At 31.7% G+C, this 25483-nt stretch carries 22 protein-coding genes; 8 read left to right on the top strand and 14 right to left on the bottom strand.

Going from position 1 to position 25483, the window contains the following annotated elements; genetic code table 11:
- Positions 1-134: 134 nt before the first annotated feature.
- On the top strand, positions 135-1280 hold the full coding sequence (locus tag V6C74_RS02630; RefSeq protein ID WP_002453890.1) for a glycosyltransferase family 4 protein: 1146 nt from the start codon (positions 135-137) through the stop codon (positions 1278-1280).
- Positions 1281-1333: 53 nt separating this feature from the next.
- Here V6C74_RS02630 and V6C74_RS02625 read toward each other — a convergent pair whose 3' ends face one another.
- Positions 1334-2935, bottom strand: coding sequence for an L-lactate permease (locus V6C74_RS02625; RefSeq protein ID WP_002453891.1), 1602 nt, complete (start codon positions 2933-2935; stop codon positions 1334-1336).
- A 351-nt stretch (positions 2936-3286) separates the two neighbouring features.
- On the opposite strand from V6C74_RS02625, the gene V6C74_RS02620 reads away from it, so the two are divergent.
- Positions 3287-4966, top strand: coding sequence for a CDP-glycerol glycerophosphotransferase family protein (locus V6C74_RS02620; protein WP_002453892.1), 1680 nt, complete (start codon positions 3287-3289; stop codon positions 4964-4966).
- A gap of 55 nt (positions 4967-5021) precedes the next feature.
- Here the strand turns inward: V6C74_RS02620 and V6C74_RS02615 are convergent, their stop codons facing one another.
- The 3 genes from V6C74_RS02615 to V6C74_RS02605 form a co-directional block, all read right to left on the bottom strand.
- Complete coding sequence (locus V6C74_RS02615) at positions 5022-5621, bottom strand: hypothetical protein (RefSeq protein WP_002432721.1); 600 nt, start codon at positions 5619-5621, stop codon at positions 5022-5024.
- A gap of 326 nt (positions 5622-5947) precedes the next feature.
- Positions 5948-8116: a bifunctional glycosyltransferase family 2 protein/CDP-glycerol:glycerophosphate glycerophosphotransferase gene (locus tag V6C74_RS02610; protein WP_002453893.1), complete on the bottom strand. Its 2169-nt coding sequence runs from the start codon at positions 8114-8116 to the stop codon at positions 5948-5950.
- A gap of 399 nt (positions 8117-8515) precedes the next feature.
- Positions 8516-9034, bottom strand: coding sequence for an N-acetyltransferase (locus V6C74_RS02605; protein ID WP_002453894.1), 519 nt, complete (start codon positions 9032-9034; stop codon positions 8516-8518).
- Positions 9035-9196: 162 nt separating this feature from the next.
- On the opposite strand from V6C74_RS02605, the gene tatA reads away from it, so the two are divergent.
- Together tatA and tatC are read left to right on the top strand one after the other, a co-directional pair.
- Complete coding sequence (gene tatA / locus V6C74_RS02600; RefSeq protein WP_002432296.1) at positions 9197-9418, top strand: twin-arginine translocase TatA/TatE family subunit; 222 nt, start codon at positions 9197-9199, stop codon at positions 9416-9418.
- Positions 9357-10136 carry a twin-arginine translocase subunit TatC gene (gene tatC, locus V6C74_RS02595; RefSeq protein WP_037561015.1) on the top strand — a complete coding sequence of 260 codons (780 nt, stop codon included), beginning with the start codon at positions 9357-9359 and terminating at the stop codon, positions 10134-10136. The genes tatA and tatC overlap by 62 nt, the downstream gene beginning before the upstream one ends.
- Positions 10137-10160: 24 nt before the next feature.
- Here tatC and V6C74_RS02590 read toward each other — a convergent pair whose 3' ends face one another.
- From V6C74_RS02590 to efeO, 3 genes are read right to left on the bottom strand one after another with little or no spacing between them, the layout of a single operon-like run.
- On the bottom strand, positions 10161-11879 hold the full coding sequence (locus V6C74_RS02590; RefSeq protein WP_016898609.1) for an FTR1 family protein: 1719 nt from the start codon (positions 11877-11879) through the stop codon (positions 10161-10163).
- On the bottom strand, positions 11860-13086 hold the full coding sequence (efeB, locus tag V6C74_RS02585; RefSeq protein WP_002453898.1) for an iron uptake transporter deferrochelatase/peroxidase subunit: 1227 nt from the start codon (positions 13084-13086) through the stop codon (positions 11860-11862). The genes V6C74_RS02590 and efeB overlap by 20 nt, the downstream gene beginning before the upstream one ends.
- Positions 13083-13937 (bottom strand): iron uptake system protein EfeO, encoded by an 855-nt coding sequence (gene efeO / locus V6C74_RS02580; protein ID WP_002453899.1) that lies wholly within the window; start codon positions 13935-13937, stop codon positions 13083-13085. The genes efeB and efeO overlap by 4 nt, the downstream gene beginning before the upstream one ends.
- Before the next feature lie 307 nt (positions 13938-14244).
- Between efeO and V6C74_RS02575 the strand changes: the two genes are divergently transcribed.
- On the top strand, positions 14245-15243 hold the full coding sequence (locus V6C74_RS02575; protein WP_002453900.1) for an acryloyl-CoA reductase: 999 nt from the start codon (positions 14245-14247) through the stop codon (positions 15241-15243).
- A gap of 55 nt (positions 15244-15298) precedes the next feature.
- On the opposite strand, the gene V6C74_RS02570 is transcribed toward V6C74_RS02575, so the two are convergent.
- The 6 genes from V6C74_RS02570 to V6C74_RS02545 all read right to left on the bottom strand — a co-directional run bounded on the left by V6C74_RS02570 (position 15299) and on the right by V6C74_RS02545 (position 20855).
- Positions 15299-15700: a GNAT family N-acetyltransferase gene (locus V6C74_RS02570; RefSeq protein WP_016898606.1), complete on the bottom strand. Its 402-nt coding sequence runs from the start codon at positions 15698-15700 to the stop codon at positions 15299-15301.
- Between the two features lie 24 nt (positions 15701-15724).
- Complete coding sequence (locus tag V6C74_RS02565; RefSeq protein WP_002453902.1) at positions 15725-16759, bottom strand: NAD(P)/FAD-dependent oxidoreductase; 1035 nt, start codon at positions 16757-16759, stop codon at positions 15725-15727.
- A 163-nt stretch (positions 16760-16922) separates the two neighbouring features.
- Complete coding sequence (locus V6C74_RS02560; protein ID WP_002432207.1) at positions 16923-17339, bottom strand: DUF2871 domain-containing protein; 417 nt, start codon at positions 17337-17339, stop codon at positions 16923-16925.
- A 133-nt stretch (positions 17340-17472) separates the two neighbouring features.
- Positions 17473-18069 (bottom strand): YcnI family protein, encoded by a 597-nt coding sequence (locus V6C74_RS02555; protein ID WP_002453903.1) that lies wholly within the window; start codon positions 18067-18069, stop codon positions 17473-17475.
- A gap of 11 nt (positions 18070-18080) precedes the next feature.
- Entirely contained in the window at positions 18081-19331 is a 1251-nt protein-coding gene (locus V6C74_RS02550) for a copper resistance protein CopC (protein WP_002453904.1), read from the bottom strand.
- A gap of 246 nt (positions 19332-19577) precedes the next feature.
- Complete coding sequence (locus tag V6C74_RS02545; RefSeq protein ID WP_016898605.1) at positions 19578-20855, bottom strand: ABC transporter permease; 1278 nt, start codon at positions 20853-20855, stop codon at positions 19578-19580.
- A gap of 161 nt (positions 20856-21016) precedes the next feature.
- On the opposite strand from V6C74_RS02545, the gene V6C74_RS02540 reads away from it, so the two are divergent.
- The gene (locus V6C74_RS02540) at positions 21017-21628 is read left to right on the top strand and encodes a TetR/AcrR family transcriptional regulator (protein WP_103175488.1); all 612 of its coding nucleotides are present in this window, start codon (positions 21017-21019) and stop codon (positions 21626-21628) included.
- A gap of 70 nt (positions 21629-21698) precedes the next feature.
- Positions 21699-22646, top strand: coding sequence for a magnesium transporter CorA family protein (locus V6C74_RS02535; RefSeq protein ID WP_367141519.1), 948 nt, complete (start codon positions 21699-21701; stop codon positions 22644-22646).
- Between the two features lie 62 nt (positions 22647-22708).
- Here V6C74_RS02535 and V6C74_RS02530 read toward each other — a convergent pair whose 3' ends face one another.
- Complete coding sequence (locus V6C74_RS02530; RefSeq protein ID WP_002432683.1) at positions 22709-24151, bottom strand: sucrose-specific PTS transporter subunit IIBC; 1443 nt, start codon at positions 24149-24151, stop codon at positions 22709-22711.
- Between the two features lie 165 nt (positions 24152-24316).
- Between V6C74_RS02530 and V6C74_RS02525 the strand changes: the two genes are divergently transcribed.
- Positions 24317-24685, top strand: a complete 369-nt coding sequence (locus V6C74_RS02525; protein ID WP_002453906.1) for a YbgA family protein — start codon at positions 24317-24319, stop codon at positions 24683-24685.
- The last annotated feature ends 798 nt before the right edge of the window (positions 24686-25483 follow it).

Raw genomic sequence — 25483 nt, 5'->3', positions numbered from 1 at the left:
AAAGTCAGATATCTATAAATTGTTAAACTCTGACCCTTAAATAATGCTATTAATCCATTCTAACATATTACCTTTAGTAGTCTGACTAATGTTATAATGAACTACAAGATTATAGAAACAATGAGGTGTTTTACATGAAATCGTTCACGTTTTTCATGCATAATATATATGCTATGGGTGGAACAGTAAAATCTATTTCCCAGCTCGCTAATACTCTGTCTAAAAAAGGTCACTCAGTTACAATCATCTCAGTATTTAGAGGCGCACAATCGCCCTATTTTAAATTAAACAAAGATATTAATATTAAAGTATTAGTTGACTATCGTTTTAAAGCCAAAAATTTCAAAGCGATTGTCGCTAATCGTGTAAAATCTTATACTCCACTTTTAAAACCGCAAAAAATTTCTCAACATGAACCAGGATTAAATCAGTTTTCAAGTTATGTCGAAAAGAAAATGATTAAAGCCATCAAAAATGTGTCTTCAGATGTATTAATTGGTACTCGTGCGAGCTTCAATATTTTAATCTCAAAATATGCCAAAACTCATATCACCAAAATAGGTATGGAACACATGAATTTTGATGCTCATCCTGAGCAATATCAAAGAGAAATTATTGCTGCCTATAGAAACTTAAATAAAGTCACTACATTAACTGAAAGTGATCAAAAAAACTATCAATCTCGACTTAAAACTCCTGTATACGTCGTACCAAACATAGTAACTGAGAAAAAAATTGCTGCGCCGAAGAAAAATATTATCTTGGCCGCTGGTCGTTTAGAATATGAAAAAGGATTCGATTTACTTCTTGAGAGTGTGAGACTTATACAAGATTATTTAAGAAGTTTAAACTATGAAGTACATCTTTATGGGGATGGAAAAGAACAACACCAATTACAAGAATTTATCGATCAATATAATTTAAGCGATATTATTCAAATCAATGCGTCTACACAAGAATTAAATAGTAAATTAGCGCAAAGCAAAATTGTTGTTGTACCTTCACGTAATGAAGGTTTTGGGATAATTATTTTAGAAGCGATGCTTCAGGATAATATAGTTATTAGTTTTAAAGGCAATGTAGGTCCTGAAGCTATTATAAAAAATGGTTATAATGGTTATCTTGTAGAGTATGAAAATGTATCACAATTAGCCAAGCAAATTGATTTAACAACACATAATTATCATGAACTTGATCATATTATTCAAAATAGTAAAGAAACCTTAAAATTATATCACCCGGATTCAGTATATGAAGACTTTATGAATATGTTCAAATAATTAAACATCTCCAAGCCTACTAAGAACTTTTAAAGGCTTGGAGATGTTATTTTTTATAGTAATAATGATAAGATGAATGTCCATAAACATACGAATACGAGTAAACCGATACTGTATCGTAATGTCATTTTAAGTAACTCAGATTCTTTACCAACCTCTTTAACGGCAGCTGTTGCAATCGCTATAGATTGTGGTGAGATGAGTTTGGCTGCTACACCACCTACAGTATTTGAAGCAACAAGCAATGATCCACTAGTACCTATTTGTTGAGCAACTGATGCTTGAATAGGTGCAAACAATGAGTTGTTGTTGACGACGGAACCTGTCATGAATACGCCAATCCATCCAAGTATAGGTGATAAGATTGGGAAGACATTACCTGCTTTAGAAATACCTTGACCCATCGCACTACTTAATCCACCATATGTTGTAATTTTAGAGATTGCCAGAATAAAGCAAATAGTAAGGACTGGTAGCCAAAGTTCTTTAAAAGTGACACCAAATAAACGACCAGCATCTCCAAAGTTTACTTTCTTAGACATTAATATAGTAATAACGATCGTTAGTAGAATAGCTGTACCTGTTTGGCCAATAATATTAAGTGATAATACAATTGGTTTGTGTGCTATATCACTGAATGTACCTGGTAGATTAAAGTTAAACACAAGTGATGATAATTTACCTTTTGGTAAGAATAACCCTTTAAATGATGGAGAACTCCATATCATGACAATGATTGTTAAAATAACGAATGGGCTCCATGCATATAATATTTCCTTACCTTTATGATGTTTAACTGGTTCTGGTTCAACATCTTGTTGAATTCTAAAGATATGTTTAGGTTGGAACTTTTTAGAAAATAAAGCTAAAGCTAGCATAGATGCAAGTGGCGGAATAATATCTGCTAACTCTGGTCCATTGAATACAGTTAATAGTGCTTGTAAAACTGTATAAGTGACAGAAACAACTAAAATAGATGGTAATGTTTCTTTAATACCTTTGAAGCCATCAATAATAAAAATTAATAAAAACGGAATAAAGAAGTTAATAATGGCTAATGTCAGTGTTGCGGTTTGTGAAACATCCATAGCTGTAACATTTCCCGGTAAATGTAATGTATCGACCACTCCAACTGGTATACCTATTGCCCCAAAGGCACCTGACGCTGCATTAGCTACTAAACATAACATTGCTGCTTGAAGTGGTTTAAAGCCAAGTTGTGATAATAATAAAGCACAAATTGCAATTGGCACCCCAAAACCTGCAGCACCCTCTAAGAACGCATTAAACGAAAATCCTATCAGTAATAATTGAATACGTTGGTCTTGAGAAATACTTGTTATACTATCTTGTATAGTTGAAAATTGCCCAGACTCTAAAGTAATTTTATAAAGTAATACCGCCATCATTACAATATAACCAATAGGTATCACCCCTTGGAAGAAACCTTCTACAACTGCACCAGAAGCGATTCCCACTGGTAATTTGAAAAATGGAATTGCAATGAGCAATGTAACTACAAGTGTAGTTATCGCTGCATAAATTCCTTTCATTTTGAAAACTGTTAAACATAGTAAAAATAAAATGATAGGTATTGCTGCTACTAAACTTGATAATATTAAATTACCAAATGGATTAAATGTTTGTACTAACATATTTTGACTCTTCTTTCCTAAAAAATTTTCTATGAATTTAACTAGCAACATACTAATTTTAAACAGTTAACAAAAATTAAATAAAAATTAGTATGTCATCCCCACAAATATTTGTGAACTTTTTCACAAGAAAAATATATCATCTTTCTTTTAAAAATACAATAGACTTTTTATAGTTTATTCAAGAAGATTTCAAAACCTCAAAGTTTAATATTTTCCTAAAAAAAATATAGTACTAAGTTTTTAGATTTATTACATTGAAAGTCATTTTTAAGCAGTGAATTCATGAATTATAGTGAGCCACATGATAAAATAGTAGTAATAAAAGTTTAATAGATAGAAGGAAAACGAATGATAAAACAAATAAACATTTCACATATGGAGAAGTTGGAAGGACTATTAGAAAAAGCTTTACATAATGGTTACACACATTTTGTACCCTATTCAAATGAAATTCAGATTCATCAATCAATGTTAAAATCCATTGAGCTACCTTCAACTTCATTTGTTGTCGATTATACAATACATAATACGTATCTTAATGACTGTAGATACTTTGGTAAAACATATATTAACTTTGAAGATTGGGTACAAAATATTAATTTATATCCTAATGTTATTTACGAAATCAATTCAGCACTTAAGATATTGAATAAATTTGAGGTTGAAACGATATTTGACTTAGCTTTATTTACTATTCTTAAGGGCCATGTAGCTGTAGAAGGACATGTGGCACTTGATTTTAAAGACTCCCTCCGAACAAGCAAGGTATTCTGGAGAAGTTTTGACCGTAATGGATTAAATTATAGAGATCAATTCTTTCTTAATAAAATTGCATATGAACATCAACGTAGAATCCCTTTCACACGTGTACCTTTCAATGATCATGATAGTATACGTTATTCTGATTCCGTGTTATTAAGTACTAAATTCAAAGCACCAAGATGGCTCGTAAATCCAATTAAAAATTATTCATTACGTAAACATAAGGAAATTAGTTATATTTATGATAAAGATGATTCTAAAATTAAATCACATGTCGTATTTTTAGGTTTTGATTATCATTATAGAGGTAATTCTAAGTATCTATTTAATTACTTTGTAAAACATAACGCTACAGTAGAATCATATTTTATTACTGATGATAGAACTGGCCCACATTTCATATCTCCTAATGATGAGAGTGCAAAGGAAGTCATTGAAACTGCTAGTGTTGTAATCATAGAAAGCTATCTACCTGATGATGTTCGTCCTAATGGAAAGGTCATTCAATTATGGCATGGAACACCTATTAAGCGTCTCTTTTTAGATAGTAAAGAACCGCATCAAAATCTAAACATTTATAACTATCGAGCACGTAAATATAATAAATGGGTACATCAAGATTATCTTGTCGTTGATTCTACAGAGGTTGTAAAATATTTTGAATCTGCTTTTCCGAGTCATAAATTAGATATCCTACCTATTGGTTATCCAAGAGTCAATTATTTATTAAATAAATCTCAAGATCTCACCCTAAGAAAAAGAATTATCAAAGGGTTACAATTAGATACCTCTAAGCCAGTTCTGTTGTATGCCCCAACTTGGAAATCAAATACATCTGAAGAAGATATACTACCTTTATCTGATAAGTTACTCAATAAATATAATGTGATATTCAAAGGGCACGTTGAAAGTAAAGATAATTACATTCCTGATGGCGTGATTGTCCCACCTGAAAGTGTAGAAACACAAGATCTAATTATGATAGCTGATATTGTTCTAACCGACTACTCTTCTATTATTTTTGATGCACTCACTCTTAATAAAAAGGTATGTTTATATACGCCAAATCATGCTCAATATGTTGAAGAACGTGGTGTATATGAAGATGTACTCAATAGCTTAAAAGAAGTATGGTATACAGATGCAGAATTACTTACAAATCATTTAATTTCTGATTCAATACCACATGTTAATAGTAAATATATTAATAGACAAAATCATTCATTAGACAAACTTAGTCATTTAATAGCTCAGCAAATAAATTGATAATTACTTAAATAACGCGCTCACTTTTAAATTAAGTGAACGCGTTATTTATATACTATTGATGATAGTTTGGATCTATAAGTGTTGGTTGACCTTGACGATTCACTGTGACTATTGAATAACTATTGTCTTTTGAGGCATCTTTAAAGCTAAATACATATCTAAATCCATCATTAGTAGCCTCGAGGGAGTAGTCATTATATTTTTTATGTGAGTTACCAAACATGTTTGCCTCATTCTTTGCTATATCTAGGGCTGTTTCAAAATTTGGAAGTTGTTGTAGTGCTTGACCTTCATTTCCATTAAATGGAGACAAGCTTCTAGCGACCTGTGTCGCGTGGTTGCTTTGATAAGGTGCAACATAGTCCTTATTTTTACTATTATCTTGGTTAGATTGAGGTTGCTGTTTTGATGTATTAGTATTTTCAGTTTGTGAATCAGACGACGAAAGTTCATTATTATTACTACTAGATTTAGATGTACTGTCTTTATCTTTATGATTTTTAGACTTATCCTTTGAATCAGTTTTAGACTTTTTCTCTTTTTGTTCCTTCTTCGAACTATCATCATTTTTCTCATTTTCATCACTTCCACTATGAGAACATGCTGCTAGTATTAATGTTAGAACTGTGATACTTGCGAATAATCTCTTCATGAATATCTCCTCCAGCTTTTGAATCTATCTACCATTACTCTCATTTTATAACATCGTATTTTTATAAAAAGCATAAAAAAAGAGTATAATATTAATTCCTTATTAATATTATACCCTATATTTATTAATTGAGTATTAAATTTATATACAGACTATAAGAAGTCCTTTCCCTTCTAATTAGCATCAAATATACATTTTCAAATTACTTTCGAGACATCTGTCCCATATATTGATTTAACTTTCAAATGAATTTTCTTAACTTTAGATACAAAACAGACTGTGACAATAAAATTAGTCACAGCCTTATATATATAATTATTATATTTCTACTTGTTTTCTTCGATATCTTTGTGAATAAGCTCTCCGATATATTGAGAAGCTTTACCATCATCAACTGAACAGAATCTATCATAAAAAGCATCAATTTGGTCTTGATATTCATCTTGAACTTTATCTAAGTCTTTGAGTTTTTTAGCCAATCCATATGGTTCAGTATAAATTGGACCTGGTAAATCTTTCATATAGTCCATGTAGAATCCACGTAATCCTTTATCATATTTATCAATGTCATATGCAAAGAAAAATTGAGGACGTTTTAAAATACCATAATCAAACATAACAGATGAATAATCAGTGATTAAACAATCACTTACCAAGAATAACTCTGAAACATCGTTATAATTAGACACATCAACTGCAAAGTTTTCATATCCTGTTAGATCAAGAGCATTAGAGATAAGATAATGCATACGTAATAAGATAACGTAATCATCCCCTAGCTCATTGTATAGATTTTCTAAATCAATTTTTAACTCAAATAAATATTTACCCTTACTAACAAATTCATCATCTCTCCAAGTTGGAGCATACATAATTACTTTTTTATCACTTGGTAAGTTAAGATTTGTCTTGATTTCATCGATATAGTCTTGATCGTTTGCACGATTCACTAATACATCATTTCTTGGATAGCCTATTTCTAATATTCTAGGTTCATCCATCCAGAATGCACTTCTAAAAATTTCTGAAGAATATCTATTAGGCGAAATTAAATAATCCCAACGTGACGTTTCACAGTTGAAGTTTCGTTTATATCTTGAAGTTGTTGTACCAGGCATACGTACGACTTTCATATCATTTGCAAGTCGTTTTAATGGCGTACCATGCCAAGTTTGAATATAAGTTTGGTTATCCTTTTTGTTTAAATATAACGGTGTACGTGCATTTGATACCCAATGACTTGCTTCAGAGTATGCTTGATAGTACTCAGCAGAACCACGTTTCACTTTTTTAGCATTACCTGGAATTACACTCTTATCAGGTTTTTTAAGTGACCAAACATAATTGTAATTTGGATAGTATTTTTGCATATATTCATATATATATTTCGGACTATCACTATAATTTTTACCACCAAATGCCTCGAAAACAATCGTTCCTTGATTAACATTTTCTTCTTTATCAGTAAGTTCATATATAGAACGATCTTTATTTTTTCTTCTGAGTAAGACATTTTTAACGTGACGCAATGTCTTTCTAAATTGGTTCACTTTAAAAGCATTCTCTGTATCTTGATTCATCAATAAAACCGTTTCTATGATATTGATAAGTTTTTGATGTTTAACAAGTTGGACGTTAAGATATTGTGCTAATTCAACAAGTGTATCTTTGTGAGCCTCATATCTTGCTTTAATATCATAATGAGTTGGATCAAAATCACGGGAAATTCTATTTTCCATTTTATTAATAATAAATGTTCGCGTCATTTTATTCGAAGTACGTTCTAAAGCATCATAGAAGCTCTTTACATATTCCTCAAAAAGAACATCAAAACTTTGCTCACTTAACGTCACTGTTTCAAAAGGATCGTAAACTTCTCCACGGAAGTAGAACGGGAAGTTAAAAATACGCATAAACTTATTAACATACTTCATATATTCAAGCGTAAATGACCAATCAGTATAAATACTTAAATCTTCGTTGAATTTCAGATGATGTGCTTTGACGATTGCAGTTCGGAATATTATATTACAAGCTGTTTGCTTTCTTAAAAATGAATTAACGTTCGCGTCAGCATTGTAATACTCAACTCTAACACGATCTAAATCAACGTATTGAGGACGTTGAAGTGTAAATGAATGAATAGGCGCTATCAAGCCATCAGTATAATTAAATTTATCTAGATAAAATGTGATTGCATATGAGGCTAAAACGTCATCTGAATCAAGAAACATAAAATAAGGTGTTTCCACTTGTTCTAGAGCAACATTACGTGCATGTGCATGTCCTTGATTACTCTCTAATTTGATATAATTAATATCTTTATCATAATCTTTTAAAGCTTCATTCATTAATTGTTCACTATTGTCAGTAGAACCATCATTAACGATAATCACTTCAAAATCTTGAGTTCTTTGTTGTTTAATACTTTCAATACAACTTTTTATGTACTCTTCTGAGTTGTAATATGTGACAATAATTGTCAGTGTACTCATGTTATACGTCCTTTCTAATAACTCTATATGAATATAACGTGATTTGGCAGACATGCTATTAGATTTTATAAATCTAATATTTGTAATTCCTCTTTCACTTTGTATTACGCATTTAATTCTTCATAAGTGAAATGGTTAGGATAATTAAAACTAGTATACTCATTAAAATAAAATGTACGATTATCATAAACACATTTTAATTCAATGATTAACTGTCATCATAGCAACTGAAACATTGACAACGATGATTACTAGTTATAACAAAATCAACGCCTTGATTTTACTAAAATTTTACGTAAAATTCATAAAAATTTAACGTGATAATTATATCTAATTTTTAATACCTACGCTAATAATAACAAGTTCAATGTTCTAATTTTATATACTTTTTGGTATATTTTAAATTAAACTTTTTTCCATAATTAAATCTTTATCTACGACATCACCAGTATAAAATTCATGTGCACCTGTAACGACAAAACCTCTTTTTTCATAAAATCGAAGTGCTTGTGGGTTGTGCTCCCACACACCAAGCCAAATCTTAGTTTTATGATATTCCTTTGCTTTTTTGACAGCCAAGTCAATGAATTTTTTACCTCTCCCGCCACCTTGATACGCCTCATCGAAATAGATTCGTTGAATTTCTAAATAATCTTCTCCCTTTTTTTCTGTTTGGGCATGATTAATATTTAATTTTAAATATCCTACTACTTTTTGTTCATCTTTAAAAAAATAGTGAAATGAATCTTTCTCTTGAAGCTCACGAGATAATTGATTAATGTTATACGCCTCTTCAAAAAATTTATTAAAATCTCTATCATCATAAGACGATTTAAATGTATGATAAAAAGTTCTCTTAGCTATATCCTGCAATATTTCAACTTCATCACTTCTTACCTCACGGATACTTTCACTCATACTAAACAACCCCTTTTTGTCGTTTAAACTACTTTAACTTATTTTATCGGACGAGTCACGCTTTTTTATTTTGTAATACTATCATTTTTCTGTTGATAATCTTTATCAATGAGTATAAAGTTATAGATGAAAATTGTTTAAAAAATAGAGTGAGGTTATTATATGTTTGAAAATATGTTTGTCGTAGGTATCACTGGTCCTACAAGTTTAGTCGTAATCGCAATTATCGCATTGATTATTTTTGGACCTACAAAATTACCACAATTTGGAAGAGCTGTTGGTTCAACGTTAAAAGAATTTAAATCCGCAGCAGAACATATTGATGAAGATTCACACGAGACTCCCAGTAAAGCTTCTAAATCACAGCGAGAACAATCAAAATAGTTCTTTACTATTAGAACATTTTGGAGAGTTACGTCACAGGCTTGTCATTGTATTGATCGCACTTATCGTGTCAGTCTTCTTAGTTTATATTTCATCACATTGGTGGATGCAACCTTTTATAAAATATATTAAACGAGCACATGTTACTTTACATACCTTCTCGTTTACTGAAACGATACAAATTTATGTAATGATTATTTTCACAGTAGCAATATGTTTAATTGTACCTATTATTTTCTATCAACTTTGGTCTTTTATAGCACCAGGCCTACATGTTTATGAGCGACAATTTATTTATAAATATAGTTTTTTCTGTGCTTTATTATTCATTATAGGAGTAGCCTTCGCATTTTTTGTTGGCTTTCCAATGATTATTAATTTCTCTGAAAAACTATCTCATATGCTCAATATAGACCAAGTTATTGGATTTAAAGCATACCTAGGAGAGCTAATTAGATGGCTCCTCGTTTTTGGATTTATATTCCAATTACCTATATTATTTATGGGTTTAGCTCATTTTGGACTTATAGATGTTAATCAGTTAGGTCATTATAGAAAATATGTTTACTTTGCTTGTTTTGTTGCAGCAAGTATTATTGCACCACCTGATTTAATATTAAACTTAGCATTAACACTTCCATTAATTCTCTTATTTGAAGTCAGCATGTTTATCGCAAAATTCACTTATAGAAAACAAAAAATCACAAATGAACTCTAAATGAGTCTCATTTGTGATTTTTCTTTATTGTTGATTCTTTTTACGTTGTTTAAATACAAATAATAGTATTAAAATAACTAAAATGATTTGAGCTACTATTGTTTCGACACTAGGATAGAAACCAATCCAACTCACTGTAGGCATACCTTCGATACTATGTTGAGGTATCCAACCTAGTAATTGAGCTTTTTGGATACTTACACCTAACATTTTAAATGTCATAATGAAGATTAGTATTGAAAGCACTCGAAATATATAGTGAACTGGAATTAACTTGACAATAAATCTAAATAGTAAAGCGAAGATGATTAAAATTACAATCGCTATTACTATTCCTATTATAAAGTCTTGCGTTTTAATGCTACCAATCATACCCATATAGAATATGATAACTTCAACACCTTCACGAAGTACTGATATCAATCCGATTGTTCCCAATAAAACAAGGTTACCGTTACTAATTGCATTTTGGTACATCGACTGAATCATTTCATTCCAACGTTTTGCACTTGATCGATTATGCATCCACACACCAACCACATACATTAAAATAACGGCTACGATACCAAGTACCGCTTCCATACCCTCACGAATAATACCATTATTGCCAATTGTTGAAATCAAAACAACTGCTAACGCTATACTTAATACTAATCCTAAGAGTGCACCACCTATCACACTAGATGTACCTTTATGGTCTTTGACCTTGCGGGTCATGGTTGTTAAGGTCATGACGATTAATAGTATTTCTAAGCCTTCACGTAAGAAGATTACCATTACATCAACGAAAGTATAATCTCCTGTTCCAACCGTATCTTTAATATCATTATTGATCTCTTTTAAACCGTCTTTGACACGCTCTTTGTTGCTATCATCTAAAATACTTTGATAATAAGGTATTTTATCTTCAATAGTTGTATATAAGCTACTATTCTTAGTTTGAATTTTACCTTCGACATATGGCCAAATTTGAACAAATTTAGATAAAGCCGCATCCGTTTGTTTTAAATCATTTTTATTGATACCAGTTATCGCCTTATCTAACTCATCATTTAATTGTGTCACTTTGTACTTACCATTTTCTTCTGATGATTGTTTTTGGTCCACAGTATCTATACTTGATTTGAACGTATCCCAAGCGTTCTTAACTTTCTTGGGATCTAATGGTTCCTTTTGTATGGCTACACGAAGTTGCATTAAATTCACTTCAATCGTGCCATATTTCCCTTCATCGTAATTACGAATGACAGTTTCATGACTAGTCCAAATTTGGTTCAAACTATTATTAATGGATTCGAGTTCTGAGCGATTTTTATTTTTAATCGCTTTTTGAATAGGTTCATCTTTGGCGTCTACTGCTTGCTTTAATTCTTTAATTTGACCTGATGCATCTTTAGAACTTTGTGTATTTTCATATGTAATTAATGCTTTAGTTAAGTCTGATAACTTATCAGCTTGATCATCTGAAGTTTTAGCACTTTCAACTTCCTTCAGTTTATTCTTGACTGCTTTACCTTCTTTATTATCTTTTACTTTTAAAGCATTAATTTCTTTTCTAACTTGCTTGATAGCTTTTTTCTTATCGCTATCCTTTTTTGAATTATCACTAATCGTTGATTTAGCATCCGTAATTGAAACATATGCTTCACTCATTGAGGCATTTTCAGCATGTACTGGTGCTATTTTAAATAAACTTAATATTAGAATTAAGACGATAAGTATCTTAATCGAATAGTGTTTCACCGAGGTATCCTCCCTTTTTCACACCAGGTAATACGATAAATGTTGCGGAGGCACGATGTGTAATGTATTCATTTAATTTATCTTTATGACCTAAATGGTTTTGAATATCAATAAATTGTTGAGTCGCCTTTTGGAAACTAATAAATAATAACCCTGTTTCTAAAGCTCCAGTTTTGTCATTTGTTCCTGCAGTGTAGTTATAAGCACGACGTTTAATGGACGTCTTCGCTTCATGCGCTAAACGTGCATGAGCATCTGCAGGAATTACATACTCTCCACTACTATCCTTTGCATCGAGATCCATTTCATCAAATTCTTTCTTACCAGTTAGTGGAGCACCAGAGATTCGTTTACGTCCAAACGTCGCTTCTTGTTCTTCGAGTGCAGTGCGGTCCCATGTTTCAATATGAATCTGTATGCGTCGAATAATACAATATGTACCATTTTTAGCCCAACCGTCATCAATAAATACATAATCCTTGTACTCGTCAGTATGGCGAGGGTTAACAGTCCCATTTTTAAATGCTATTAAGTTACGTGGCGTTTCATGAAGTTGTCCTGAAACAAAACCTGTTTGAGACCATTTAACTTGTACAATATCTCTAAATGGTCTTATTAAGTTATGGATAGCATGGAAAGTAACTTGATCATCCATTGAACATGCTTGAATCATGATATCTCCATCACTAAAATCATCCGATAATTGATCATTAGGGAAATGTGGTAAATCTTTATAATCTTTCGGTATCTTGTCTTTCATACCAATCTTTTTCAAGAAAGATTTACTTACTCCGAACGTAAGCATTAATTTACTCGCACTTAAGCCAATTGCTTCACCAGTATCAACAGGTGGTAATAATGGGTTACTACTCTCTTTACCGACAGAATCTCCGTCCGTCATCTGCGCTGTCATTTTCGTCCACTGTTTGAACATATCTTTGATTGCAGCTTTATCTTTCGATTTTAAATCTAAAGCTACAAAGTTAATTGAACGTTGTGTGGGTGTAGTAATACCAGCTTGAACTTTGCCATAAAACTCATATGCATCTTTCTCTTCATCTTCTGGTGTATCAAACATTGATTTAAAAGAAAATATACTTCCTACTCCACTTGCACCAATGACTACACCAGCGCCACCTATGCCTAACATTTTTAAAATTGATCGGCGTGACATTTGTGATGATTGGTCTTTGTCTAGTTTACTCATTCTGTAACCACAGCCATCTTACTTAATGGTTCACCTAAAGCATTTACAGCATCAGCCAATGCTTTTCTATCTTTCTTAGTTACATCATTATAAGATTTATAACCATCACCGTCTTTATATTTATCAAGTAATTTATTTACCTTGTCAAAGTTCTTTTGAATATTTGAACTTAACTTTTTATCTTTTTTCTCTAGAGTAGGTTTAAATAACTCATATATTTTTTGCGCGCCTTCAATATTAGCTTTAAAGTCGTATAAATCAGTATGAGAATAAATTTCTTCTTCACCTGTAATTTTAGATGTTGAAACTTCATTTAATAAGTCTACTGATCCTTGAAGCATTAATTTAGGTGTAATATCTAATGTATCAGCTTTTGCATGTAATTCTTTAGCATCTTTTAACAATTGATCAGCATCCTTTTTAGTAGTACTGTCAATTTTATTGTCTTGATAAAGTTGTTTTTCAATTTTATGATATCCTGTCCATTGATCTTCTTTTTTCTCTTCTTTCATATCTGCTAAACGAGCGTCAATCTTAGGATCTAAATCACCGAAAGCCTCGGCAACTGGTTCTGAACGTTCATAATACATACGTACCTTAGGATATAATTCTTTAGCCTTTTGCATATTGTTATCTTTAATTGCATCAACGAATTGTTGCGTACCTTTTAAGAATTGATCGAGTTGCTTATCTGTGTACTTTTCATACTTCTTAGTAGCTTCATTTAATTCCTTTTTATTACCACCACTACTATTATTTGTTGAACTTGAACTATCTTTACTATTATTGTCGTTTCCACATGCTGCTAACATTAACGTTGATGCTAATAAAATAACCGGTAACTTTTTCATTACTTCACCTCATAGATTGATAAATAAATGATTAACCTATTTTGACTCACATCGAGTTGGAGTTAAAGTTCTCAATTGATAATCATTATCAATAATATTATATTCGTGGGTGATATTTGTGTCAATAACAACTCTTTTGATTTTTTATCTAAAAATCCTTTTAAATTTTAAAGAAATTAGGAGACATTTATGTGTTATTTATTTTTAAAAATAAAATGACTGGGTAAACTATGAATAAGGGAATTTAGAGTTGACGATTACTATAATTTATAGAATTTAAAAAGATACTTATAGGAGTGGCTATACTATGGTAGAAAAGTTTCAAGCATTTATAGTTGATCAAGACGACAAAGGTAACGTTTCTCATGATTTTAAAAAGATAAGTAAAGAGGATTTACCTGAAGGTGACGTTCTCATTAAGGTTCACTATTCTGGAATTAATTATAAAGACGCTTTGGCTACACAAGATAACAATGCAATTGTAAAAAGTTATCCTATGGTGCCTGGTATTGATTTGGCTGGTACTATTGAAGAAACGAATGCACCTGGATTAGAAGTTGGAGATGAAGTCATTGTTACAAGCTATGACTTAGGTGTAAGTCATTATGGTGGTTTCAGTGAATACGCACGTGTGAAATCAGAGTGGGTTATTAACTTACCAGAGGGACTTACTCTAGAAGAAGCTATGATTTATGGAACTGCTGGATATACAGCTGGCTTAGCTATTGAAAAATTAGAAAAAGCTGGCATGACTATTGAAGGAAAAGAAGTTTTAGTAAGAGGAGCAACAGGTGGCGTTGGCACACTTGCTATGCTTATGTTAGAGAATCTGGGATATGACGTGATAGCTAGTACCGGCCGAAAGAATGTTGACGCTGATTTAAAAGAACTTGGTGCTACTGAAGTAATCAATCGCCTACCAGATAATGATGAAAAAGCATTGGCATCACGCACTTGGCAAGCAGCCATTGACCCTGTCGGTGGTCAAAATTTACCTTATATTGTTAAACGTTTAGATAATAATGGCAGTGTAGCAGTAATTGGTATGACTGGTGGCAATGAGTTTGAAAGTTCGATTTTTCCATTTATCTTAAGAGGTGTAAGTATTATTGGCATTGATTCAGTTTTCACACCAATCAAGTTACGTCGTCGTGTATGGAGAAGATTAGCAAGAGATTTAAAACCAAATCAACTTCATGATATTAAGCATGTCATTTCTTTTGATGAACTTCCTCAAGCTATTGATAAAGTGATTAACCATGAAAATACTGGTCGCATTATAATAGATTTTAATGCTTCAAAATAATTAATATAAGAAAAAGAGCGCGAGTACACCTCATAGTCTACTCGCGCTCAAATCTTTAATACTTGATATACATTCCTTTTGAATGTGGCTCGGTACTTATGAACCCAAACTTTTCATAAAGTTTATCAGCTGGATAATCTGCCATTAAACTTATATATGTTCCTTTTTCAGCCACTCGATTAATATACTTCATAATTTCTTCCATTATAGTACGCCCATGTCCCAAACCTTGGTATTCTTTATTTACTGCGATATCTACAATCTGAAAAGCAGTACCACCATCTCCTATAACACGCCCCATACCAATGAGCTTATTGTCATCATAAATTGTGACATTAAAACAAGCATTGGGTAACCCCTTTTCAGCAGCTTCAATTGACTTAGGACTCATACCAGCGTTGACTCTTAAATCACAGTATTCTTGAACTTTAGGTGCTTCAAAATTAATTTCTACCATCACTATGCTATCCTTTCAATAAACTTAGTATAGATATTGGTTCACAATATCTTTGTTTGACTCCTTAAAGATATCGTTATGACTTGATACATAACCTTCAGTTGCTGCATGAGGTTCGATGTACGTCTTAGCTAAATTAGCAGCATTACCAGCATCACTGAATGCGCTCGCAATTAAATGTACTTTAGCATCATGGTGCACGATATCGCCACATGCGTAAATACCCTCTACACTAGTAGTCGTATTCCCAAAGCCTTTAACTCGGTATTCATCATAAAGTTCAAATTGTGATGTACAATCTTTGAGTAGTGGATTCTCATGATCAAAGCCATGACTAATTATGACTTCATCAAAAGCTTGAGTTTCGATTTTACCGCTCTCAACATTCTCCAGTTTCACTTGATGAATACGTGTATCATTGTCATTTCCAATAAATTGTTTAATTTTAGTGTTTGGCAGTAATTGTACACCAAGTTCTTTAAGAATCCCATTCATAGCTTCATAACCACTTGTTTCTGATTTTCGATAAATCACCGTTACGCTTTTGGCAATTTTCGCAATATCTCGCGCCCAATCTAATGCAGTATTTCCTCCACCGGAAATAAGGACATCTTTATCTCTAAATTTTGAAAATGACTGAACGACATAGTGAAGATTTGTAAGTTGATAACGTTCTGCACCTTTAATATCAAGCGGTTTTGGATTAATGATCCCTCCTCCAATAGCGAAAATAACTGCTTTGGATTCATAAATGTGCCCTTCACTTGTTTCAATTTCAAAATGTCTTTCTGAAACTTTACGTATATCAGTAACACGTTCATTTAAATTTACTTTAGGATTAAAATGTAAACCTTGTTTAATCATATCTTCGATAATCTGGTAGCACGGTTTAGGTGCAACACCACCAATGTCCCAAATAATTTTCTCCGGATAAATTTGCATTTTACCACCTAACTTATCTTGCACATCAATGATTCTAACTGACATCCCTCTCAACCCAGAGTAGAAACTTGCAAACAAGCCAGCTGGACCGCCACCTATAATCGTAACGTCTTCCATATTGCTTCCTCCTATAATATGTAAAGCATATTAATTAATTCCCAGTGATAATTATTATCATTTATTTCATCAATATTATACTATATGTGAAATGCGTATTGAAGATATTCATATTAGCACTACATAAAAAACTCGTGAGTCATTAAAAACTCACGAGTTAAAATTAATCCTTAGGTTCAGTAATAATTGCTTGTCTAAGTAAAAAGAATAATAATAACAGTCCTGCTAGCATTCCCGTATGACCTATACCAGCAAAGCCTGCTAAAGCTTCTGGTGAATATTTTGCACCAATCACTTGTAAAGTACCTTTATAAGTCATCATGCCTATTGTCACTATGACACCTAAATGATAGACGATAAAGAACCAATTAAATAAATAATAACTACTTAATTTAAATACCTTTTCAAGTGGTAATAAAAGTAAGAACATAAACATTCCGAGTATAAGTGTATGAGTATGTACTAATGCTAATTGTGTATCACCCGTAAAATGATGCGCTTTAGTTAATTCTCTGTAATAGAAACCACTTAATAGTCCTATAATCATATAGAATAAAAAAGAATATAGTAATCTACGCATGATGAATCCTCCCTCACGGTTATATTATAGAACATATTACTAAATATTAAAGTGACAAAATCACGAAGAATATAGATGACTACAAAAAATTCCTAAAAAGATAAAGTAAACTTTTTAGGAATTTTTGAGCTCTTTATTTTTTATTACGTGCATGTTTAAATAGAGCAACTAATGAAATAATTATTGCAAAGATGGACACAATCCATAAAGCGATTGAGCCTCCACCATTTGAAGTTGATGCTTCAGATTTTTTATCATTTGAACTTGCACCTTTTTTCACAGTAGTAGTTGGAGCAGGATGTTCACTATTTTCTTTACCAGTCCATTTTACAACATCACCGTTATCATACGTTTGATATGCTTTCCATTTAAATGTGCCCTCATCTTCAGGATTAGCTGCTACAATCGGAAATTCTATAAACTCGTTAGGTCCTATTCCTTTACCAGTAGCTTTCCATGTAATTTTAGTGATATTGCCTTTCTTATCTTTTTTAAATTGATGCTTAAATCCTTCAACAGGTGCGACGTTTGCTACGTTGACACCTTTAGGGACATTCAATTCAACTTTGACAGTGTTATTATCTTGCTCAACTGGAACCCTCACATCATATTTGTCATAAGATCCTGGTTCACTTTGGTTGGGATTAAGTGTCACGTGCGCATCGGCGTATTTAAAACATCCAATCGCAAAAAATAAAACAATTGTCATTGATATCAATTTGCGTAACATGATTTTCCTCCTTAACTTGGGATATTAATTTGACTCATCATCACACCGGCAAAAATTAAAATAATGCCGATAATAAGTTCTGTAAATAGAGTTACTTTGTTTACATGATTTCTTTTACCTAAAGCACGGTACGTTTGGTAAAATCCTAAAATCATCATGATTAATGTACCAATCACTTTAATAATGATAAATACTGTCCAAGCTTGTATATTATTCCATATAGCTAAGACATTTGTTTCGTCAATAGCCATCAGGACACCAGAAATTATCAATAAAGCTACCGCTGTAATATTCGTTTTCAAAAGCATATGTCTAACATTTGTTAATTGATTGCCACGTCCATTTTTAGCGTAACAAATCAGATAGACTAACGCGCCTAACCATAGTGTCATTCCTGCTAAATGTAGCGTTCTAATTACTATAGACCAAAGTGGCACATGTTGTGACCACGCATGACCAGACATTGCTATAGCTAATATCATTGCTAACGACACAAGCCAGTACCATAATTTTTCCATATCTTTAAGAACCATTAATATAAATAATACAATAAGCGCAATTGAACTAATGATATATGGAAATTGCATAATGACGTTAGCTTTAAAAGATAAAATATCGTTTAACACATCTGATGTGAGTGTCATCATATAAACGAGTATCGACATAAGAATCGACATCCCCATTATCCATGCGACACCGACCTGTTTAGGTAATATGTTAAATTGCTTTAATCCTCGACGTTTAGCAATACCATTCATCCAGAACAAGCCAACTAAAATAATCGTTGCACCTTCTGTGAGGTATCGAAATACACCAAACCAAAAGCTTGGTTGTTCATAAAAAGAATCAGAGGTATCAACATTTTTAGCAGTCACCTTGCCTACTGAAAACTCAAATTTATTACTCACTTCATGACCATCTGCTGAAATCGCATGCCATTCAACTGTATTTGTCCCTTTAGCAATTTGATCTCCAGGAAATTCTAAAGTTTTTGACCATCCTGAAGTTGTAGGTTTTACTTCACTTATTTTTTTACCTTTATCATTATATAAAGTTATATTTGAATATTTTGCATTGACTGGCTCATTATATTCCAGCTGTATGTCTTCTGGTTTATCTTTAACAACCCCTCTATCTTGCGGTGTTGTTTTTTCTAAAGTTGCATGTGCAGAAGCTTGTTGCTGAAAGGCTGGAACCAATGTCATTAATATTATAACTATCAATGCAATCATGTACTTTGTCATTTTACTATGTACTAACATTGAAACCTCCCATATAAGTGCTTTTAAATTTTGCCCTGTTTCCAATAATATAGCTTACATTTCCACTTAACAATAACAATTCTAATTTTTCACTATTTCGACAAAAAAGAAGACAAGTAAGAAACCTTAATCTCTAACGTCTCTTAAACTTGTCTTTTAAAATTATACTTCTGGAAGCAACTCTTCTTTATCAACTACTAAATAAACAACGTTAGCTAATAATAAACTAACGCTGTTTATTTCATATTATGAAGGTATTTCAGTACGTTTAGTACTATGTTTTCTAACTATTGCTGCGATTAAACTTGAAATGATACCGAAAATCATAAAGCCAATTAGCATCCAAACTGTACTATTTAACTCAATTGCTTTATTCATATAAATAATCTCTTTGAGCGTAGTAGTATAGTGTGTAAATGGATTCCATCCATAAGCCCATTTTTGATCTCCTTCTGGGAGCATTTGTTTTGGTAAAGTAACCATTTGCATACTGAAGAACATGAGTAAGATGAAGATAGGTAGAGATTTCATACCTAACCAAACCATAATTCCTAGTATTAATCCAACAAATACCATTATTGCTAGAGCAATGAACAATGCAACTCTATTAGGATGATCGAAATGGAATCCTAATACACCTTTCATAAAGTACACATATGCAAAGCTGCCTAAGAAAGCTGCAAGTACTGCAGTTACCATTTGTCCTACAGATGCAATAATTCTATGTTGTATCGCAAAGTTATTACTAGTTCTAAATGCATAGAATAATAACACTGAAGTAATCATTGAGCCCATCCAAACTGGCATAAACATTAAGAATGGTGCATTACCGCCACCTTGATGATCTTTAACTTTATTTACTTTGTGATCATCAACTTTAACCGGATTAGTGATGCCTTGGATATCTTTAGGACTTACATCTACATTCTGTTTTTGAAGTGTAGATAAACCTTGTTTAGTAATTTGTTTATTTAAGTTTTGTCCGACACCTGATAGTATATTTGTAACAATGTTTGATGCTTGTAAATTTGAACCTTGGCTTACAATCGTTTTAAGTTTAGCTTGTTTTACGTTAACACTTTGATTACCCATTTTTTCTTTCATTTTTTGAGCTTGTTGTGCTGGAATTTCACCAGATTCAACTTTTTCTTTCATCTCTGACTTTTTACTATCCATAACAACTTTTTGAGTTTTACTCATTGCATTTTTTGAAAAGTCTTTTTCAAATACAACTGCCCCATAATATTTCTCATTATCGAATCCTTTTTTCAAATCAGATTCTTTATCAACTTTGATCCATTTAATTTTATCTGAATCACTATCTAATAATTTATCTTCTATTTTCTTACCAATATCAACTTTATTACTTTGAATAGTTGTACCTTCATCATTATTGACGATGGCAATTGGTAAATCTTTAGGTTTTGGATTAAATGCTGGATAAAATGCTAGTGAAAAAATAACTAAGATTAAAATCGCAGCAATTGGTGCTAACCATAATAATTTGCTTTTAAAGATATTCATGAATTGACCTCCTTTTTTATTGAACAATGTGTTGAATATTTTTTACGTTGTCTATTATAATAGGTAAGAACAATTTAACAATAATCAATTTAATAAAATACGTCTGTTATTGAACACTTTGTTGTAAATTGTCTATTAAATCATTGGGAGGTTATATGTAATTGAAAGAAGATAGGCGAATAAGAAAGACAAAATCTTCCATTAAGAAGGCATTTACAACATTATTACAACACAAAGAGCTCGATAAAATTACGATTAGAGATATTACAACTGAAGCTGATGTGAATAGAGGAACCTTCTATTTACATTATGAAGATAAATATATGTTGCTTTCAGATATGGAAGATGAGTGTATTTCAGAGCTAGCTCATCTAACGGATTTTAATCAAATAGATGGGGACACTGTTGAAGATATTTCAGAACTCTTTATAGATAGAGTTCTTACTAAAATCCTTCAACATATAGATGATAATTTAGATTTTTATCAAATCATTCTACAGTTAGATCGTCGAAGTAAACTTGAAGAGAAAATAAGTTTATTAATTAAACAAAATATGAATCGATATATGAGTATTAATCATGAAATAGATGGTATACCAGAGATGTATTTTCATAGCTATGTCGCAGGCGCTACAATAAATACTATTAAATATTGGGTTTTAGACCCAAATCGTATTTCAGTTGATGAATTAACACATCATATTTATAAAATTGTTTATAATGGACCATTACGAATTATGGCAGAATATAAATATAAAATGAATCATGCCTAACTTAATCGTTCAAATACTATCTAACTGTTAATCAAATTGAATATAGAAGACTTTGAAAGGAATTATAGTTATGATTACTGCTTATAAACATGAAAGTATAAATTCAAATGAAATTATTGAAACTAAAGTGGATCATAGCGCGTCTTGGATTAACGTTGTTGAACCTGAACGTGAAGAAATTGAAGAATTAATGGAAATCTACAACATTCCAGAGGACTTTATCCGTGACCCATTAGATTCTGAAGAAAGTGCACGTATAGAATATGACGAAGATACTGGCTATTCACTCATTATTATCGACTTACCTATTGTCAACTCTACAAACCGTCGCGTACTTTCGTTTGTTACTATTCCACTAGGTATCATTATAGGTAATGGCATTATCATGACCGTTTGTGATGCCGAAAATGAATTTCTTGAAAATTTTGCAAGACAAGATGATATTAATTTAAAATTTCATAGTCGCTTTGCACTTGAAATTCTATTAACAATTGCAAATCACTATAATAGAAATTTAAGATTATTAAATAAATCGCGAATTCGTATCGAGAAAGATTTAAAGAATAACATTACTAACAAACAATTATTTAAACTTATGGAAGTTGAAAAAAGCTTAGTTTATTTCTTAGCGGCATTAAAAGGTAATGATACAATTATTAAAAAACTATTTCGTTTACCTGCAATCAAACGCTTTGAAGAAGATGAAGAATTACTTGAAGACTTAGTAATCGAAAATAATCAAGCTATTGAAACAACCGAATTACATCAACGTATCCTTGAAAGTATTACAACATCTTATGCTTCATTACTATCTAACGACATGAATACAATAATGAAGACATTAACACTGTTTACTGTATTACTTACTCTTCCTACGCTCGTGTTTAGTTTCTTCGGTATGAACGTACCATTACCTATAGACGACCATAGTTATGTTTCATGGGTAATCGTTGTAGGTATATCATTGATACTTGTTGCAATAGTGAGTATCTATTTATGGCGTAAACAAAAGCTTTAAATCATATTTTATATAAAAAGTCCCACTTGAATTTGATTTTAAATTCAAGCGGGACTTTTTAATTATTTAGCTGCAGCTTTATAGGTCTTTCTTTTCGATAAAACAAATGTAACAACGATTGACACAATAAAGGCAATCATCATACCTATGAGATAGTGTAACCAACCTGCATGCGCTGGATTAATAGATATAAATCCTGGTAAACCTGCAGTACCCAGTGCAATAGCTTTCACTTTGAAAAATGAAATGTAAGCTGAACCTAATCCAGATCCCACAACAGCACCTATAAATGGATATCTTAATTTAAGATTGACACCAAACATCGCTGGTTCCGTAATACCTAATAATGCAGAAATTCCAGCTGCAGATGCCACACCTTTTAGTTTTTTATTATGTTTAATTATAAAGAATGCTGCAATGGCTGCACCACCTTGAGCAACATTAGACATAGTAGCAATTGGAAAGATGAACGAACCTCCCGTTTTAGTGGCGTCAGCAATCAAGGTCGTTTCAACTGCGATGAAGCTATGATGCATGCCAGTAATTACAATTGGTGCATAAAGTAAGCCGAATATGAGGCCTCCTATAGCCCCACCAAAATCATACAACCAAGTTAGTCCATCTGATAACCAATATCCTAATTGACGTGTAATAGGTCCAACGAATAAAAATGTGATAAAAGCTGTAACAAATATAGATAACAATGGTGTCAGTAAATTATCCAAAACAGTCGGTATCACTTTACGTAGCCACTTTTCAATTGTAGCTAAAATATACGCAGCAACTAACATGGGAAGCACTTGTCCTTGATAGCCCACCTGATTAATATGTAATCCAAAAATATCCCAATGGGGAATAGCTTTCCCTGCTTCAACTGCTTTAGGAAAATCATAAGCGCTCATTAAACTAGGATGAACTAATATCATGCCTAGTGCGGCACCTAAGAAAGGATTACCCCCAAAACGTTTAGCTGCACTAAATCCTATTAAAATAGGAAGTAAAGTAAATGGTGCATTTGCAAAGACGTTTATCATTTCAGCCAAGCCAGCAAATTGACTGTGAACATCAATGAATGATTGTCCTTTATAGAACAAATCTTTGGCAGTTAGAATGTTATTCAATCCCATCAATAAACCACCAGCTACAATTGCTGGAATAATAGGAACAAATATATCTGACAACATTTTCACAAATTTTTGTAAAGGATTCATATTTTTAGTCGACTTATCTTTAACATCTGATGTCGTTGATGCCTCTTTGCCAGTAATTTTCTCTAATTCATTAAATACTTTGTTAACAGTCCCAGATCCAATAATGATTTGATACTGTCCCCCAGTTGAGAAAGTTCCCTTTACTACATCCATATTATTTAGCGTTTCTTCATCTACTTTGCTTTCATCATTAAGAACTAATCTTAATCTTGTAGCACAATGTGCAATAGCATCAAGGTTTTCTTCCCCACCTATTGCTTGTAATATATCTTCAGCAGATTTCTTATAGCTCATTAAATAAGCCTCCTTATTTAGAAACCGGTTCCATTTATTTAACTTTATTGTAACCGGTTCCAAAGTTTTACGCAATAGCTCATCAATCGTTTATTAGTAATCATATTAATTTAGAAACTTAACTTCCGGGTAACCCTAATAATATAAGATGAGGTGAATAATTTAATGAAAGAACGTGGAAAAATAGAAAAGCTTTGGCGAGAAGAGAAATATCGCGTATTACTACATGATCAAAATGCCTATAACATAATTAGAGCACTGCTAAAAGAATCACCCTCTCTTGAAGAAGTACAATTTCAAATTAATGAAGCAATTAATCATTCTCCAACAACTGGCTCAATTATTAATGCCTATGAACACATGTGGGGTTATTTTAAAAATATAGCAACTGAAAATGAAAAACATAAGGCATTGATGTTAAAGGATGACTTTATGAATCATCAAATTGAATTGGACACCCTACTAAGTTATTTGAGTCAACTTGCTAATAAGTATGACATTAAATACCTTCAAGAAAGTACAGTACTAAATTAAAAAAAGACCTAGGTGAAAACACCTAAGTCTTTCGCAATAATGTACGTGTTATATTATTTCTAAAAAGAGTAATTGTCTAAGTTGTTTCACACTGTAATAGCATTAAGGCTTGTTAATAAAACACTAATGGAATATCTTGCCTTGTAGCTATGTCATTCGAATAATTAAAACATTAAGCTGATAATTAATAAAATATAAAACTTTACCATGACACTACACGAAATATATTTCTTTAATTTAATAGTACTTCGGGGGAGAGTAATTTTAATTAAAAATCTTCTAATTGTTGCTACTAAACAATTGTTGTTGATCGATTATACTTTAATGTGCATAGATGTTGATTCCTGTTGTTGAAATAGTAAGTATTTCATGTGTTTCAATAATTTGTCTTAACATTAATTAGTCTTGATGTTGATTCCTGATGTTTGAGAAGAATGAATTTTATTCTTGTTGATCTTATTCTTCGATGTTATGCATTCTTCTTATTCCATGGTGTCATTTCTTTCTAGATGACTTAACTTGAGTTGGTTGATGAATAAGTTTCGAGAAAATTATTAAGTATAACTGAATTTTTCTAGTTGTTTATTCTATTAGTATAGTTAAACAATTAAATAATAGAAAATGTGTGCTATTCTTTGTTGTCTCTCTCTTTATGCTGTTGATTCTTGATGTATTAACATACATAGTACATTTATTGCTACGATTTCCATCCAAAAATTAATTCACTATAAAATTAATCGCAAATCGTCTAAAAATTTACATTAACTTCTTTTTAGAATTTCAATTGGGTCGAAATCT

The organism is Staphylococcus capitis subsp. capitis (assembly GCF_040739495.1).
GTDB lineage: Bacteria > Bacillota > Bacilli > Staphylococcales > Staphylococcaceae > Staphylococcus > Staphylococcus capitis.
Note: the sequence above shows the minus strand (reverse complement) of the source record. Positions and strands in the feature narration are given on the sequence as shown.